The sequence below is a fragment of the Pseudomonas sp. S3_A09 genome, from assembly GCF_054668065.1.
On the sequence record NZ_CP162752.1, the window covers coordinates 3,764,311 to 3,779,453 of the forward strand.

At 60.8% G+C, this 15,143-nt stretch carries 10 protein-coding genes and 1 pseudogene; 9 read left to right on the plus strand and 2 right to left on the minus strand.

Annotation, left to right across the window (positions count from 1 at the left end; translation table 11 throughout):
- The first annotated feature begins 12 nt into the window (after positions 1 to 12).
- The 8 genes and pseudogenes from AB4N92_RS17555 (at position 13) to AB4N92_RS17590 (ending at position 7,757) form a co-directional block, all read left to right on the plus strand.
- Entirely contained in the window at positions 13 to 2,616 is a 2,604-nt protein-coding gene (locus tag AB4N92_RS17555; protein ID WP_021491809.1) for an outer membrane usher protein, read from the plus strand.
- Positions 2,613 to 3,374 carry a fimbria/pilus periplasmic chaperone gene (locus tag AB4N92_RS17560; protein ID WP_010212832.1) on the plus strand — a complete coding sequence of 254 codons (762 nt, stop codon included), beginning with the start codon at positions 2,613 to 2,615 and terminating at the stop codon, positions 3,372 to 3,374. Before AB4N92_RS17555 ends, AB4N92_RS17560 begins: the two co-directional genes overlap by 4 nt.
- Before the next feature lie 21 nt (positions 3,375 to 3,395).
- Positions 3,396 to 3,968, plus strand: coding sequence for a fimbrial protein (locus AB4N92_RS17565; RefSeq protein ID WP_010212831.1), 573 nt, complete (start codon positions 3,396 to 3,398; stop codon positions 3,966 to 3,968).
- A 10-nt stretch (positions 3,969 to 3,978) separates the two neighbouring features.
- A pseudogene (locus tag AB4N92_RS17570) lies at positions 3,979 to 4,474 on the plus strand (fimbrial protein).
- A gap of 13 nt (positions 4,475 to 4,487) precedes the next feature.
- Complete coding sequence (locus AB4N92_RS17575; protein WP_010212829.1) at positions 4,488 to 4,967, plus strand: fimbrial protein; 480 nt, start codon at positions 4,488 to 4,490, stop codon at positions 4,965 to 4,967.
- 11 nt (positions 4,968 to 4,978) lie between these two features.
- Positions 4,979 to 5,527, plus strand: coding sequence for a fimbrial protein (locus AB4N92_RS17580; RefSeq protein WP_042571708.1), 549 nt, complete (start codon positions 4,979 to 4,981; stop codon positions 5,525 to 5,527).
- A 98-nt stretch (positions 5,528 to 5,625) separates the two neighbouring features.
- Complete coding sequence (locus AB4N92_RS17585) at positions 5,626 to 6,591, plus strand: fimbrial protein (protein WP_010212825.1); 966 nt, start codon at positions 5,626 to 5,628, stop codon at positions 6,589 to 6,591.
- Positions 6,592 to 6,785: 194 nt separating this feature from the next.
- Positions 6,786 to 7,757: a fimbrial protein gene (locus tag AB4N92_RS17590; protein WP_047541288.1), complete on the plus strand. Its 972-nt coding sequence runs from the start codon at positions 6,786 to 6,788 to the stop codon at positions 7,755 to 7,757.
- 14 nt (positions 7,758 to 7,771) lie between these two features.
- Here AB4N92_RS17590 and AB4N92_RS17595 read toward each other — a convergent pair whose 3' ends face one another.
- Together AB4N92_RS17595 and AB4N92_RS17600 are read right to left on the minus strand one after the other, a co-directional pair.
- Entirely contained in the window at positions 7,772 to 8,539 is a 768-nt protein-coding gene (locus AB4N92_RS17595) for a siderophore-interacting protein (protein WP_236266906.1), read from the minus strand.
- Positions 8,536 to 9,105 (minus strand): PadR family transcriptional regulator, encoded by a 570-nt coding sequence (locus tag AB4N92_RS17600; protein ID WP_047541295.1) that lies wholly within the window; start codon positions 9,103 to 9,105, stop codon positions 8,536 to 8,538. The genes AB4N92_RS17595 and AB4N92_RS17600 overlap by 4 nt, the downstream gene beginning before the upstream one ends.
- A 158-nt stretch (positions 9,106 to 9,263) precedes the next feature.
- On the opposite strand from AB4N92_RS17600, the gene AB4N92_RS17605 reads away from it, so the two are divergent.
- Positions 9,264 to 14,966 carry a membrane-targeted effector domain-containing toxin gene (locus AB4N92_RS17605; RefSeq protein ID WP_236266907.1) on the plus strand — a complete coding sequence of 1,901 codons (5,703 nt, stop codon included), beginning with the start codon at positions 9,264 to 9,266 and terminating at the stop codon, positions 14,964 to 14,966.
- Positions 14,967 to 15,143: the final 177 nt, after the last annotated feature.

The window sequence follows — 15,143 nt, forward strand, 5'->3', positions numbered from 1 at the left end:
TGGGTTGTTTTCATGTTGAATGCGTCGAAGATCAAAAAAACGCTCCGCCCAAGCCTGTTTGGCGGGTTGATGTCAGCGGTGGGAACGGCATTGGGTGCAGGGGATATCGAGTTTAATACCGATGTTCTTGATCTCGTTGACCGCACCAATATTGACTTGTCTCAGTTTGCTCGCAGTGGGTTTATTCTGCCGGGCACTTACTCGATGGTTGTGCAGATCAATAGCCAGCCTATTTCTGAGCAATCGGTGGCGTTCTATCCCCCCGATGATGATCCCAAAGGCAGTCAGGCCTGTGTGTCGCGCGCGCTTGTGGAGGAGTTGGGCCTCAAGGCCTCCGGCGCTGCCGGGCTTACTTGGTGGAAAGGCGGGGAGTGTCTGGATATTCAAGGCTTGCCGGGTATGGAAGTCGCTGGCGATCTGGCCACCTCCACCCTGAGCATCAACCTCCCCCAGGCCTACCTTGAATACAGCGCCATCAACTGGGACCCACCCTCCCGCTGGGACGAGGGGGTGCCGGGGTTGCTGGTTGACTACAACGTGACGGCGCAAGCCAGTCACCAAAAGAATGACAGTGTCCGCCATAACTTCAGTGGCAACGGCACCGTGGGCGCCAATGCCGGGGCCTGGCGCCTGCGGGCGGACTGGCAGGGGCGTGTCGACAGAGACCGCGATCAGGCGGCCAGGCATCCGACACTGGAGTGGAGCCGCTACTATGCCTATCGCGCCATTCCTGCGCTCAAAGCGCGCCTGGTACTGGGTGAGGACTACCTGTATTCGGAGCTGTTCGACAGCTTCCGTTTTACCGGTGCTGCACTCAACTCGGATGAAAGTCAGCTGCCACCCAACTTGCGCGGTTACGCACCTGAAGTGGTCGGGGTCGCCAAGACCAATGCAAGGGTCATCATCAGCCAGCAGGGGCGTGTGCTGTATGAAACGCTGGTCGCGGCCGGACCTTTTCGTATTCAGGACCTGAATGACGCCGTGAGCGGCAGGCTCGATGTGCGGGTCGAAGAGCAGGATGGTTCGGTCCACACGTTCCAGATCGATACGGCAGGCGTGCCCTACCTGACGCGGCCTGGACAAGTGCGTTACAAACTGGCGAGCGGGCGACCGTCGAATCTTCAGTACGGCGGTGATGGTGACTTCTTCGGCAGTGGCGAGTTTTCGTGGGGCATCAGTAACGGCTGGTCGTTGTATGGCGGCGGTATAACCGATAACAACTACCGTGCGCTGTCGGTCGGTGCCGGTCGTGACCTGTTGGCGTTCGGTGCTGTGTCACTGGATGCAACTCAGTCGCACGCGAGTGTGTGGAATGAGACGCTCTCGGGGAAATCCTACCGCCTTCAATACTCCAAGAAGTTTGAAGAATACGACAGCCAAGTCACCTTTGCCGGTTATCGCTTTTCCGAGAAGAACTACTTGAGCATGAGTGAATACCTCGATGCTCGACATTACGGGAGAAACGGCGAACTCGCCGGGCTCGACAAAGAAAGTGAGTACAGCGGCAGTTGGAAACCGATTGGGGGCAGCAAGGCACTTTATACGGCCACGCTGAATAAGCAGTTTCGGGATCTGGGGGCCACGGTTTACCTGAGTTACAACAAACAAACATATTGGGAGCGCCCGGCCACTCAGCGTTGGAACGTGTCGATGTCACGCTACTTCAATGTGGGTAGCGTCAAGAACTTGAGCGTTTCGCTGAACATGTATCGCACTCAGGAGTACAACTATAAGGATAACGGCATGGCGCTGACGGTCAGTCTGCCGTTGGGGCGCAGCGGCACGCTGTCGCTGGATGCCAATAGGGCAGCAGGCAAGAACAGTTTTTCGACGCGCTACAGTGATCGCCTCGATGAGCGTAATAGCTACCAGCTCAGTGCCAGCGATAACGCTGCCAGTGGTTATCTGAGTCATATCGGTGACCAGGCAGACATCGATCTCGCTGCCAGTAAGCAACAAGGCGATTACACCAGCCTCAGTGTCTCGGCGCGTGGCGGCGGCACACTCACCGCTCACGGTGCGGCATTGCATCGTACCAACAGCACGGGCGGTACGCGCCTGATGGTCGATACCGCCGGTGTGCCCGATGTGCCTGTGCGGGGTTATGGCGCGCCGACGCGCAGCAACGCCTTCGGCAAAGCGGTCATTTCCGATATCGGCAGCTATCAGCGCACGGCGGCCAGTGTCGATCTGGAGAGTTTGCCGAGCAATGTCGAAGCCACTCAATCCGTCACGCAACTGACGCTCACCGAAGGGGCGATCGGATATCGATTCCTGGACGTGATTTCCGGCCAGAAGGCCATGGCCGTTCTGCGCCTGCCGGATGGCAGTTCCCCGCCCTTCGGCGCGACGGTGAAGAACGTCAAACAGCAGGACACCGGGATTGTGAATGACGGCGGCAATGTCTACCTCAGCGGTATTCAGCCCGGCGAAGAGATGATCGTCAGTTGGGGTGGGGCCGAGCGATGTGTCCTCACGCTGCCAGGTGTTTTGCCGGCCGATGGCTTGACCCATGCCCTGCAACTGGGCTGCCGCAGGGTAGCCACTGATCAATCCTTGCCCGAGCCAGCCAAGCTGACCGGGAAGCCTACCGATATGGAGAACACATCCTCATGATGCTCAAAACGCGCCTCACACTCCAAGCCTTTACGCTGCTGGCCCTGGGCTTGAGCCAGAGCGCCAACGCGGCGGTTGGCCTGGATCGTACCCGAGTGATTTTTGATGGTGGCAAAGAGGCCACCAGCGTGAACATCACCAACAACAACACCCAGTTGCCCTATTTGGCTCAGGGCTGGATCGAGGACGAGGCGGGCAAAAAAATCACCTCGCCGTTGATCGTACTCCCGCCGGTTCAACGCCTGGAGCCAGGGAAGCAAAGCCAGGTGAAAGTTCAGGCGTTGCCGGCGGCCAAATCGTTACCGCAGGATCGAGAGACGGTCTACTACTTCAACCTGCGGGAAATTCCGCCGCGCAGCGATAAGGCCAACACCCTGCAAATTGCGCTGCAGACTCGGATTAAATTGTTCTATCGGCCGCAAGCCATTGCGCCAAGCCAGCAAGACTTATCCAACCCGTGGCAGGAAAAACTGACCCTTACCCGCGAAGGCGAGCGTTACCAGGTGAATAACCCTACGCCTTACTACGTGACCCTGGTGGATGCACGCAGCACCAAGGACGGTAAAACCGTGCCGGGCTTCGAACCCCTGATGGTTCCGCCCAAAGGCACGCTGACCTTGGGGCCAACGGCCACCGTACTCGGCACAACGCCTTATTTGGCCTATGTGAATGATTACGGCGGGCGTCCGGTACTGGCATTCACCTGCGGTGGCAATACTTGCAAGGTCAACTCGCAAGTATCGACGCCTAATGAATAGTGCCTGCTGCTGGAGAACGTCATGAAGTCGCGCAATGTGAAGGTCTTGGGCGGCCTGTTGCTGGTCTTTGCGGGGGGCGCACAGGCCGAGGATGTCGAGGGCATGAATGGGCTGCTGAACATTTCCGGGGCCATGCATGAAACCCCCTGCAGCCTGGAGATGGCCTCACTCCATCAAACGGTTGACCTGGGCGCCGTGTCGACCAGCCAGTTGCAGCGTCCCGGCGATCAGGCAAAACCGGTGGCGTTTCAGCTGCGGTTTACCGATTGCCACCGCACCGCAGGCAGCATCCGCAGTGAACGTACCGGGAACCTGACCTGGAGTGCCTTTCAACCCGTGCTGTCGGTGGCGTTTTCCGCACCCGCCGATGCTGATGATCCGCGGTTGGTCAAAGTGCAAGGCGTCACCGGGATGGGCCTGCAATTGACCGATGCACTGGGGCGGGATGTGCAGTTGGGCGCCAGGGGCGAACCGTTGTTTTTACCCCTGGGCGGCAATGTCCAGACCTGGAACGTTCAACCCACGCGCACTTCCGCGGCGTTGACCAGTGGGGCGTTTCGGGCCGTGGTGGATTTCAGGCTCAATTATGAGTAGGGGCAGAGTGATGGCAACCTCAACCGGCCCGTGGGCCATTCTTATCGCTGGCAGCCTGCTGTGGGCTGTCGGCCAAGGCGTGCAGGCTGAAACCAGCCTGACCATCCGCGCGGTCATCATCGCGCCGCCGCCCTGTGTCATTAACAACGGCAGTACGCTCGATGTGCCGTTTGGGAACGACCTGCTGACGTCGCGGGTGGACGGGGTCAATTATCGTCGAGACGTGCCTTACACCGTCAGGTGCGACTCCCCCCTTCAGCAACGCGTTGACCCTCGAACTCAAGGGCTCGGGGGCTGCGTTCGACAATCGTGTGCTGGTGACCCGCAAACCGGATCTTGGGGTCAAGCTGTTCGTGAACGGGGCTGACTGGCCGCTGAATACGGCGGTGAATTTTACCTATCCGAACTTTCCGGTGGTGCAGGCGGTGCCGGTCAAACGGGCGGGCAGCACGCTGACGGGAGGCGCATTTGATGCGACCGCCACCCTTGTGGTCGATTACCAATGAAGAGGAACGATCAATGACATTTTGGCAACCGCGAGCGTTGCTCGTCTGGTGGTCCATCGGCCTTTGCAGTGGTGCTTCGGCCAACCTGACCTTTAGCGGAACGCTGAACGAGCCTCCTCCTTGCACGATCGATGGCGGCAACACCATCGAAGTCGACTTTGGGGACGTCGGCGTCAAGCGAGTCGATGGCGTGAAATATCGCAGGGGGCTCGGTTACACCATCAGTTGCAGCCCTGCCACGCTCCCGTGGGAGCTGAAGTTGAGTGTGAACGGCACGCCCACGGTGTTCGACGGCTCGGCGGTGCAGACCAATGTGCCTGAACTGGGCATTCGGATTTTTCAGAATAACCTGCCGTTTCCACTCAATACGCCACTGGAGATAACCCTGTCGTCGCCGCCGGTGTTGGAAGTCGTACCGGTCAAACCACTGGGCGCCATTCTGGCCCCGGCAAGGTTTACGGCGGTGGCCACGCTATTGGCCGAATACGAGTAGGAGTTGAGCCCATGCGACATGAAATGCGTCATAAAGGCTGGGCATGTGCCGGGCTGGCATGCCTGTTGATCTTCGGCCTGATCCCGGCGGGGCAGGCGGCGGACAACCTGAGTTTCAAGGGCAATCTGGTTGAAGAGGCTTGTACGATCCGCCCTGGCGACGAGGCCATCACCTTGGAACTCTGGGACGTTACCAGCAAGCACCTCTATATCAACACGCGCTCACAGGGGAAGGGTTTCAAACTGCACCTGGAGGATTGCGACACCACGATTGGCAACACGGTCACCATCACGTTCGGCGGTAGGGAAAACATGGCGCTCCCTGGATTGTTCGCGCTGGACGGTGGAAGCGGTGCATCAGGTATTGGCGTCGGTTTAGAGACGCCGAGCAACAAGCCATTGCCGCTCAATACCGTCAGCGATGAACAGGTGCTGAGTAATGGCAACAATGTCATTGAACTCAAGGCCTATGTGCAGGGTGAGCCGGATGCGATCAGGGATCAAACCATCGGGCATGGCCTGTTCACAGTGACCTCGACGTTTACGCTGGACTACCCGTAACCGCCTCAGACAAGCCTCAACTCTCCCCTGGGCGGCGTTAAAGCGTGGGCTGAATGTTCGCGGGGCAATGCATGGGTAGAGCAGCAAGAGAGATCAAAATGAAACAACTCTATAGTGCGATGGCGCTGTTCGTCCTGATGGGTTTCAGTACGATCGCAAGCGCCGCTACATGCCGTGTGAATGGCGGACAGTGGACAGAGATAGTCGGGGAACTCCCCCTACGGGTCCCTGTTACGGTGACCTTGGCCGCAGATCGTACACGGATAATGATGGAAGGCGCACGGCTTGAATGTGGGTTCTCCAGAGGCTCGCAGAGCCCGTCTTCCCGGCGGGACTACTGGGCAACGGGTAGCTCGGCGGGGACCCCCTGGGTACCGGGTATCAAATTCAGCCAGGAAGGGGCTGGTTTACGAATCAATGGAACGTACCGAAATAACCCTATCCCGAACGGAATAAGGTTCGCCACACTGCCTGACGACCTGAGAGGTTATCCGATCGATGTCACGCCCTATATTCTGCTGCGCAACAATCCGTCCAATCCGATCGATATTCGAGTAGGAGATACGCTGGGAATCCTGCGTCTCACCGCCACGAACAACTACAACGCCAATACGGCAAGGATCTCGGTTACCTACACCGCCGCCAACAACTTCACCATCACACCGTCAACCTGCACGATCAACAATAACAACCCGATCGAGATCAATTTCGGCAACGTTCACCAGCGGGCCATCGGCGCCGATCCGTTGACCACGACGATCCGTAGCGACCGCAGGCTTACCTACTCATGCCCGGACGGCGGGATTACCACGCCGATAACTATTACCTACAAAGGCAGCCCGTCATCGTTCGACACACGCCTGCTGATGATGTCCAACCCGGACGTGGGCACGGCCCTTATTCGCGCGGGATCTGCGGTTCCAGTCAACGGTTCGTTCCTGACCCGCATTACCAACAGCGTGGGGGGCGACGATGTGACGTTTTCTCTGGTTCGGCGCGCGGGGTCGCTACCTGCCGCTGGCGCCACCAGCGGGAGCGGGGTACTCGTGATGGGGGTACCGTGACATTCCCACTCGTTTACTCGTTTTAGTCGAGACGACCAGCGGCCTACTTTTACGCTGGAATAACCGTCGCGGTGACCCGCCACTCGTAGTCCGGAAACCGCTTTAGATAAACCTCACCTTACCCCAGGCGGCTTTAAAGCGCCGGCTGAATGTTCGCTGGGCAATGCCTGGGTAGAGGTGCAAGAAGGATCAAAATGAAACAACTCTATAGTGCGATGGCGCTGCTCGTCCTGATGGGTTTCAGTACGATCGCGAGAGCAACGGATTGTCGTGTAAATGGCGGGCCGTGGAATTTTGTAGGCGCCGGCGGGACGCTCAACCTGCAAGTCCCTGTCACCGTCCAGCTGGGGGCGGACAGAACCCGGATCATGCTCGAAGGGGTGAGGTTGGAGTGCCGATTCTCCGGTTTTGGTGGTAGCCAGCCTTGGTATACGGACTACTGGGCAACGTCGGCAAGAGTCGGTCCCGCCTGGGTGCCCGGTCCCAAATTCACCCGCGAAGGTACCGGTCTTCGCATAAATGGAAGCTACTACAACACCCCTGTTCCGAATGGGATTCGAATGACGACCATGCCCAATAACGGCGTAGGGGTTCCGGTCGATGTAACGCCGTATATTTTGATACGCAACAATCCGACTAACCCAATCGATGTTCGAGTAGGCGATGTCCTCGGAAGGTTAAACCTCGACCAGACCAATAACTATAATTCCGGCAGTTCAGCACTTGCCCTGACGTATATCGCTGCCAACAACTTCTCCATCTCCCCATCAACCTGCACGATCAACAATAACAACCCGATCGAGATCAATTTCGGCAACGTTCACCAGCGGGCCATCGGCGCCGATCCGTTGACCACGACGATCCGTAGCGACCGCAGGCTTACCTACTCATGCCCGGACGGCGGGATTACCACGCCGATAACTATTTCCTACAAAGGCAGCCCGTCGTCGTTCGACACACGCCTGCTGATGATGTCCAACCCGGACGTGGGCACGGCCCTTATTCGTGCGGGATCTGCGGTTCCAGTCAACGGTTCGTTCCTGACCCACATTACCAACAGCGTGGGGGGCGACGATGTGACGTTTTCTCTGGTTCGGCGCGCGGGGTCGCTACCTGCCGCTGGCGCCACCAGCGGCAGCGGGGTATTGGTGATGGGGGTGCCGTAACACCCGCACCAGGCTCATTCTTCCTCACTGCCCTCGGCACGCCAATAACCGACGGCCTTGAGGAACGCTTCATCGACCTTGTGCGTGTCCAGCAACACCCGACGCACCTGACGCGACAGCTTGGTTTCCATCGCGACGAAGGTGTACAGCGCGCCGCTCGGCAACGTCAGTGTGCGCACGGTGTCGAGCAGGTCAACCTGGCCGCGTAGCACCCAGATCACTTCCACCTCGGCCGCGCTTTGCAGCGCCTGTTGCTCGGCCGCATCGGCGATTTCAATCACCGCCAGCACCTTGCGCCCGGCCGGCAGTTCTTCGAGGCGGCGGGCGATGGCGGGCAGGGCGGTTTCGTCGCCGATCAGCAGGTAACTGTCGAAGATATCCGGCACGATCATCGAGCCCCGTGGGCCGCCGATGTACAGGTGCTGGCCGACTTGGGCCTGTTCGGCCCAGGTGGAGGCGGGGCCATCGCCGTGCAGCACGAAGTCGATATCCAATTCGCCAAGGCTGAGGTCGAAACGCCGTGGCGTGTAGTCGCGCATCGCCGGCTGCGGGCCATCGCCCTTGATGCTGAACGTCGGGCTTTGCAGAGCGGCCTGCTCGGCGGCGTTTTGCGGGAACATCAGCTTGATGTGATCGTCACTGCCCAGGCTGACAAACCCCGCCAGCTCAGGCCCGCCGAGGGTGATGCGGCGCATGCGCGGGGTGATATCGACCACCCGTAGCACGTTGAGGCGACGGCGTTTGATTTCGTGGGTGACGCGATGGATGACGGGCGTATTCATTGGGTTTCCCCCTGGACAGGTTGAACGGCCGGGCCGTCGACGATGGCCCGGGCGGTGCTGTTGAGCAACGCGGCGACGCGCGTGATTTCTTCGGCGCTCCAGCGCCCATGGTGCAGTTGCAGGGCATGGCGCAGGTTATGCACCGCCTCGTGGATTTCCGGCGGGCGATCATGGCCGCGCAGCGAGCGTTTGCTGACATCGATGCGCATGCGCACGCCTTCCAGTGCAATCGCCTGCTCACCTAAAGAAAGACGACCGGCGTCGGTGAGGGTGTAGCGTTTTTTTCCACCTTCGGCGTCGCCGCTGATCAATTCGCTTTCTTCAAGAAAGGTCAGGGTGGGGTAGATCACGCCGGGGCTGGGACTGTAGGCACCGTCGAACAGGCCTTCGATCTGGCGAATTAAGTCGTAGCCGTGGCACGCCTGTTCGGCGATCAACGCCAGCAACAGCAACTTCAGGTCGCCGGGGGCGAACACGCGTGGGCCGCGGCCGCCGCGTTCGCGGCCGGGGCGTTTTTCGAAGCCGTCGCGGCCGTCGCCGTGGTGGTGGGGATGATGCTCTCTCATTTTGGGCCTCTCCGTTCTGGTTAAGATATAACTTAAGATATATCTTAAGGCTGTTCAAGATCAGTCGACCAATGGTCGCGGCCCTACTTAACTACCACCGCCTCGCGTGATGCGCCCAGCATGCTGATAGCCCTTCCCATGTGCATGGAGCCAGTGCGATGAGCACATTGATTTCTCCCCCTTACTCGCCGACCTCCTTGGAAATACGGGGCTATCTGCATCAGATCGGTCACCAGTTGCTCGAAACCGACACCCCTTTGCTGTCCAAACGGCCGCTCCCCATCGAGTTGCAGCAGTTGGAAAAACTCAACCAGACGCTCAAGGCATACACGCAAGCGCATGTTGAAGAAAATCGTGCGCTGTACGCCGATGTGGCCCAGGTCGACCTGCAGAGTGACGAGGGCAAGCGACGGCTGGCGACGCTCAAACGCGACCTCACGCCGCAGTTGCAGAAGCTGGACGAAGTCGGTGTGCTGGGCAGCAAAAGCCTGCGCACGTTCATGGCCAACGACGCGGGCCTGGTTGCGTTGGAACTGGAAGCCAAGCTCAACATTCAGGACTATCTGCTGCATCGTGAAGAAGCCCGGCTGGTGCAGAACCTGGGACTGGGGCCGAGTTTTCGACCGGGCATCTATGCGCTGACCTTCACCTACCAAACGCAGACGATCGAATTCGCCGGGGCCTTTGTGCTGACCGAAAAAAACACCCCCGTGGTCACGCAGTTGACCGCTGCGGATGACGTCGGCTACGTGGTGCTGTTTACCCCGGCCCGTGGCTTTGAGTCGTTCGGCTCGCTGGCCGAGATGAACAGCCAACTGCGCGAAGCAATGGCGGTCGGCAGTTGGCGCCAGGAGTTCATGAGCCTGCTGCCGCGCCAATACCAGGGGCTGTCCGCCATGGGCGTCTGGCCTCTGCTGTTGGCGTCCATCGATGGCGAACCGCTGTGCGAACACACCTACGACGCCCGGCTGGCCAAGCGCGCGCTGGATATCGACTGGGCCCTGAGCAACCCCGGCCCCAGCGCCCAACACCTGCTTGCCGAGCTGGACGCTGCAATACGCACCGCGTTGCCCGACTTCAGTCAGCGCCTGGAATTGCGCGCCCAACGCCTGCTGGACCGCTGCCTGGAACACAGCGCCCCGGCCTGGTACCGCAACGCCCCCAGCCACCAACGCGAGGCTCTGGCGCGGCACCTGGCCGAGTACGACGAGGCCCGGCAAACCCTGCTGAACCTGTTCGGCCATGCCGCCTCGCCGCAGACCCTGGCGCGCTATCAGTTGCTCGAACAACTGGCCACTGACCTGGAAATCAACGACCTTGACCCCGACCGCCTGCACGTGCGCACGCGTCGCAGCGTGGCCAGGGTCGGCACCTACGAACAAAAACACAGCCTGACCGAGCTGGCGCTGCGCGGCCTGCACAGCGGCGACGAACTGGCCGGGTCGACGTTTTTGCTCAATACCTCCTTCACCTATGCCGACGCGCCGCTGCCCGAGGCTTATCAAGACTTGACCGCCGACTATCTGGTCGGCCTGCTCGACACCCTCAAGCCGCGTGTGGCGTTTGAAACCGTGCGCCGCGAGTACTACGCCAAACCCGAGATCCATGCCGCCATCGAACAGTTGCTCGACCGCCGCCTCAACGCCCTGGCCTACACCGCTAAGCTGCAACGCCACATCACCGCGGCCGACTATCAACGCTTCACCCGCCTGCGTCGCGGCACCGACGCGCAACTGCGCGCGAGCAGCGTTGCGCTCAATGGCTACGTGCTCAAAGACCTCTGGCTGCTGCGCGAAAGCGACGAGCAGGGCGGCCTCACGCGCTTGCTGCTGTGTACCCCCGAAGCGCCCCAGGCCCAGCAGTTTCATGGTTTCGACTCAGAAGTGCTGTGCCAGGCCCACCTCCTCGCGTGGTGTGCAGACGACGCCATGCGCGCGTATCTGCTGGAGCAAGTCCCCCTCAAGTCCCGTGCGGGCCTGAACACCTTCATGACCGGCCTGGGCTTTATCCCGGCACACCAGGAATACCGTCACGTCACCTTCAGCGAGGCGAGCAGCCACGCCGACTGCCTCAAGACCTTGCGCGGCCAGCTGCTGGCGGTGCAGACCGACGATTACCACTGGGGCACCCCAACATGGTACCGCGCGGCCAGCGAGGCCCAGCGCCGACAATTGACGCTGTTGGCCGAGCAGGCCGAAGGCGCCGCCAACACCTACGCGCAGCACCCGTTGTCCGACGCCAGCTTCATCACCTTCGAGCGGTTCCTGCATGCCCAGGCCAAGGTACAGCTCAATACTCTGCTTGGCCGCCAGCGGCAAAACGATGTCGACCCCGATACGGTGTGGATGCATTACCCCAAAAACTTCCCGGCGTTAACGCGCCCCGCGTCCGTGACTTATACCCGGCTGTATCGCGATGGTTATGAGGAGTCGCTGGGGTTTCTCGACGCGAAGTTCGAAACCGTCGCCACCTTCATGGGCCCGGCCGGGGTCGACCTGAGCAAGCTCACGCCGCGCAATGTCGGGCTGTCAGTGCGCGGCGTGTGGATCGGCCAGCGCTACGCCAATGAAGTCCAGGCCAAACTGCAAAACCCCACCAGCCCCGGTTACGCCCTGCGCCGCGATGCAACGCTGGCCATCAACCAGTTGCAGTTGCGCAACGCGGCGCTGGAGTCGCGCCTCAAAGGCCATATCGTCCAGGCCGATCTGGATTGGTTCGAGCGCGCCGTCCAGAGCCTGGACGACACCTCGGTCGAGACGCGCAGCACCTACCGCGTGCATCGCCTGATGATCGATGGCGACTGGGTGATCGACACCCTGCTGTTCAGCCACGCCGCGAACCCGGTGTTGCTCTATACACCGCAGGCCCCGGACGGCGTGTTCTTCCGTGAAGCCAGGCAGTTCAACTACCTGCTGAAAAAAGTCGACGGCATGCTCGACTACTTCTGCACCCGCGTCGCGGTGCAGTCTCAGGTGCGCGTGCGGCACTTTCTGCAAACCGCCCAGGCCGGCCTGCCCGCGGACCTCAACAGCACCGACCTGAGCCTGGCGCGCTACGACACGATCGAGCGCGTGCCGCCCGTGCTCGACCTGCGTCACCTGCTGCACGACATGAAGCTGCAACGCAAGATCGACGACGTCGCCGCCACCACGGTCAATCGCACCGACATGATCATGGGCCTGGTCTGGCGTTGCCTCGAACCGCTGATCGCGATTGCGACCGCGCCGTTCCCGGTGTTGAGCCTGAGCCTGGGCCTGCTGCTGGCGCTCAAGGACGGCATGCTCGCCCTGCACGCCTACAACCAGGGCGACACCGACGCCGCGCTGCAACACTTCGTCGGCTACCTGAGCAACAGCCTTGGCGCGGTGTTCACCGACCTGCGCCCGGCACTCAAGTCCATCGGCCCGCTGGTGCGGCCGATGCGCCACCTCATGCGCCCAGCCGCGCCGCGCGAGGCCATGGCGCTGATCAAACAACTGCAGCCACCGCCCCCCGCGCCCGCCGCTATGCAGGCCGTACTATTCGAAGGCCGGCCGTTATGGGCGCCCAAGCAACCCGATGCCTTGGGCCGCTATCTGCTGTTTCGCCAAGACCCGGTAAGCGGCAAACTGTTGTCGACTGCGCGCCTGGTCAACCAGACGGTCGAGGGGCGCTGGGTGCGCTCGGGCCTCACCGGCGGCGCGCCGAAACGTGCGCTGCCTACACCCCATGCGTTGCAGCGCTATGAAGTGCCGATCGAACAGGCCAAGGACTACGAAACCCTGATGACATTGGAGTTTGGGCAACACTCCAGTGTCGATCAGTTGTTAGGCGAGGGCACCCGTGACAGCCTGCTGACCTATGAAATGAGCCCGCTACGGGCTCCGTATTTAAAGGCATACCTGCAGTTGCGCAGCGACGCCGACACCTTCTTCGCCCAGCTCAAACCCATCGTCCCGAGGGCCGATGTGCTGGCCTTGGAAGTGAACGCGAGCCATCGGCATATCCTGGAAAGCGCCTTCAAGGAAAACCAAGGCTTGGTGCTGGGCGCGGTGCCTGGCTCGCTCGCCGCCAAACAGCTGCTGATCGACAACATGCCCACCCTCTACGAGCAGGGCGTGCGACGCCTGTATATCGAATACCTGCCGGGCGACTTGTTCCGGGCCAAACTGGACAAGTTCAACGCCGGCGGCAGCTACAGGCACATCGGCGACTATCTGAAAAAAATCGAGACAGCCCTGGGGATTGCCAAGGACTCGCCGCACTCCTATCGCGCCCTGATCCTGGCGGCACGCCGCGAAAAAATCGCCGTCTGTGCGCTGGATGCGTCCACCGGCTACGAGGTGGACAAAGCCTTCAACCTGAGAAACGGGGCGATGGTCAGCCCGCGACCCAACGCCCAGCGCAATTTCTATTCCCACAAACTGATCGAGACCGACCTCGCCGAAAAAATCAGCGAAGGTTGGGTCGCGCTGGTCGACAGTCGCCGCCTCAACACGCACACACAGACCCCAGGGTTGGCGGACCTGCAAAAGACCCTGAGTGTGCGCGTCGAAGACGTCGCTGCCGGCCAGCCGGTAGGCATCTGGAACGACGTGCCCGGCTCTATCGCCGACGACCCGTTGGCCAAAGCCGATTTCAAGCTGACTCTGCAAACCTCCTACAGCGCGCCCCCTGCGTTCATCAGCGCACCCCGCGCGGCTAACACCTTCAGCGACTTCGATATCGACCCACGGTTCACCCACGAACTGCACCAAATGGGCAAGGACCCACATCCGTTCGACACCCGTTACGGCTCGCTCAACCCGAAAATCGCCGCCGCCGAAAACGCCTTTCGGAAAACCCGCGACCGTCTGAATAAGCGCGCGCAGGAGTTCTTCAAAACCCATGAACTGCCACCCCGGCCCACCTTGCCGGACCTGCCGGCGAGCACCACGCCCGCCGACTTTATCGAGCGCAGTTACCAACACGCCCCAGGGCTGATCATCTGCGAGAGCCACGCCGAGCAATCGAGCAAAGCCCTGCTGATCGATCAGATGAGCGTACTCAAGGCGCAGGGGGTCAAAACCCTGTACATGGAGCACCTGTTCACCGACCTGCACCAGGCGCACCTGGATGCCTTCCATCAAACCGGGGTGTTGGCCAAACCGCTCAAAGACCACCTGTGGACCTTAGACCGTGGCCACATGATCGAGTACCAGGGGCCGCACACCTACACCAGCGTGGTGGAAGTGGCGGGCAAACACGGCCTGCGCATCCGCGCATTGGATTGCGTATCGAGCTACTACACCAAGGGCATGAGCGAACCGAGCACGTCGCGGACGTCGATGTTCAACTTCTTCGCCAGCGAGGTCATCCGTCAAGACCAGGTCGCCCAGGGCGCGCACAAGTGGGTGGCGCACATGGGGAACGGCCATGTGTTTCCGGTCGAAGGGATTGCCGGGGTGGCCCAAACGCAAGGCGCGATCAGCCTGCGGACATTCGATGTACCGACGGGCACGACCACCGAGTTGCGTTCAGGGCTGGAGTGGACAGTGGCCTACGGCTCGTCGTTGTACCCCAACCGGCTGACGGCGATCCGCAGCGACTTCACCTTGAGTGTCGGCATTCCTGGCAAGCGTCCTCCTCCCGCCTATGTGCCCGCCGATCGTTCACGCTTGACGCGACCGGGGCAGTTCATGGTCGAGCAGCGTTCACCCCACGAAGTGAACCTGGTGCATCACTCGCGCAGTGGCGAGATCCTCTCCACGCCGATCCAGATCGACGATCAAGGCCGCTTCTTCATCGAGCGCTGGGCAGAACTGAAGGACGAGCGCTTTACCGTGTTCGAACGACTGCTCAGCGCCCTTGATCAGGTGCTCAAGCTCACGCACGTCCAGTAGGCCTGGCGCCCCCTGTCGGCATGCGGCAGGGGGAAAGCGCGAATTGCCGTTCGGCTCAGAGCGAATCTTGCCCACACCGTTTATCCCGGATTGGCTGCAAGGCCTGTGTTGCCGGCGCGAGCAAACCATGCGTTCAAACCCGGTGACTGAAACCCTGAGCGCGGTGGACGCTTACCT

Bases quoted from the DNA above. Each gene is read 5' to 3' on its own strand.
- AB4N92_RS17555 (WP_021491809.1), top strand. From the start codon at position 13: ATGTTGAATGCGTCGAAGATCAAAAAAACGCTCCGCCCAAGCCTGTTT.
- AB4N92_RS17560 (WP_010212832.1), top strand. From the start codon at position 2,613: ATGATGCTCAAAACGCGCCTCACACTCCAAGCCTTTACGCTGCTGGCC.
- AB4N92_RS17565 (WP_010212831.1), top strand. From the start codon at position 3,396: ATGAAGTCGCGCAATGTGAAGGTCTTGGGCGGCCTGTTGCTGGTCTTT.
- AB4N92_RS17575 (WP_010212829.1), top strand. From the start codon at position 4,488: ATGACATTTTGGCAACCGCGAGCGTTGCTCGTCTGGTGGTCCATCGGC.
- AB4N92_RS17580 (WP_042571708.1), top strand. From the start codon at position 4,979: ATGCGACATGAAATGCGTCATAAAGGCTGGGCATGTGCCGGGCTGGCA.
- AB4N92_RS17585 (WP_010212825.1), top strand. From the start codon at position 5,626: ATGAAACAACTCTATAGTGCGATGGCGCTGTTCGTCCTGATGGGTTTC.
- AB4N92_RS17590 (WP_047541288.1), top strand. From the start codon at position 6,786: ATGAAACAACTCTATAGTGCGATGGCGCTGCTCGTCCTGATGGGTTTC.
- AB4N92_RS17595 (WP_236266906.1), bottom strand. From the start codon at position 8,539: ATGAATACGCCCGTCATCCATCGCGTCACCCACGAAATCAAACGCCGT.
- AB4N92_RS17600 (WP_047541295.1), bottom strand. From the start codon at position 9,105: ATGAGAGAGCATCATCCCCACCACCACGGCGACGGCCGCGACGGCTTC.
- AB4N92_RS17605 (WP_236266907.1), top strand. From the start codon at position 9,264: ATGAGCACATTGATTTCTCCCCCTTACTCGCCGACCTCCTTGGAAATA.